Source organism: Streptomyces sp. AC627_RSS907 (assembly GCF_019049165.1).
On sequence record NZ_JAGMUE010001504.1, the window covers coordinates 1 to 724 of the forward strand.

The window sequence follows — 724 nt, forward strand, 5'->3', positions numbered from 1 at the left end:
GCGGTGCACGCCCGGACCCGGTTCCTGGACGCCGCCGGAACCGAGCCCGGCCCGGCGGTCAAGACCCTGGTCACCCTCCCGGTGATCTTCGACGTCGCACCGCACATGATGCTGTGGACGTTGTGGTCGGGCGGCACCATCGTGCTTCCGGACACCGCCGACCACGCCCGGGACGCCGACGCGATCCGTTCCCTCGTCGAACGACGCGATGTCACGCACGTCAACTTCACCGCGTCGTTCTACCGCCAGCTGGTGAGGACGCTGCCCGTCGGCTGGCGGTCACGGCTGAGGGTCGTGGCGATCGGCGGCGAGGCGTGCGGCCCGGACGACATCCGCGAACACGCCCTCCGCGTCCCCGGCGCGGCCCTGGACAACGAGTACGGGCCGACCGAGGGCACCGTCTGGTGCTCCGCGCAGCGGCTTCACCCGGCAAGCCCCGACGCGGGCACACGCGTGAGCGTCGGCGGCCCGCTGACGAACTACCGCATGGTGGTGCTGGGCCCAGACGGCCGGCTGCTGCCCGCCGGTGCGTCCGGCGAGCTGTACATCGGTGGCGACGGCGTGGCCGCCGGCTACCACCACCGACCCGGGTTGACCGCCGAGCGGTTCCTCGTCCCGGCGGACGGGCCGTTCGCCGGCCGGCGCCTGTACCGGACCGGGGACCGCGCCCGGAACAGGGCCGGAAGGTTCGAGATCCTCGGACGCCTCGACGACCAGGTCAAGG

At 73.2% G+C, this 724-nt stretch carries 1 protein-coding gene; it reads left to right on the plus strand.

The window, feature by feature from the left end:
* Window positions 1–724: AMP-binding protein (locus tag KUM32_RS42695; protein WP_217146937.1), on the plus strand; the 724-nt coding region annotated here is incomplete at both ends.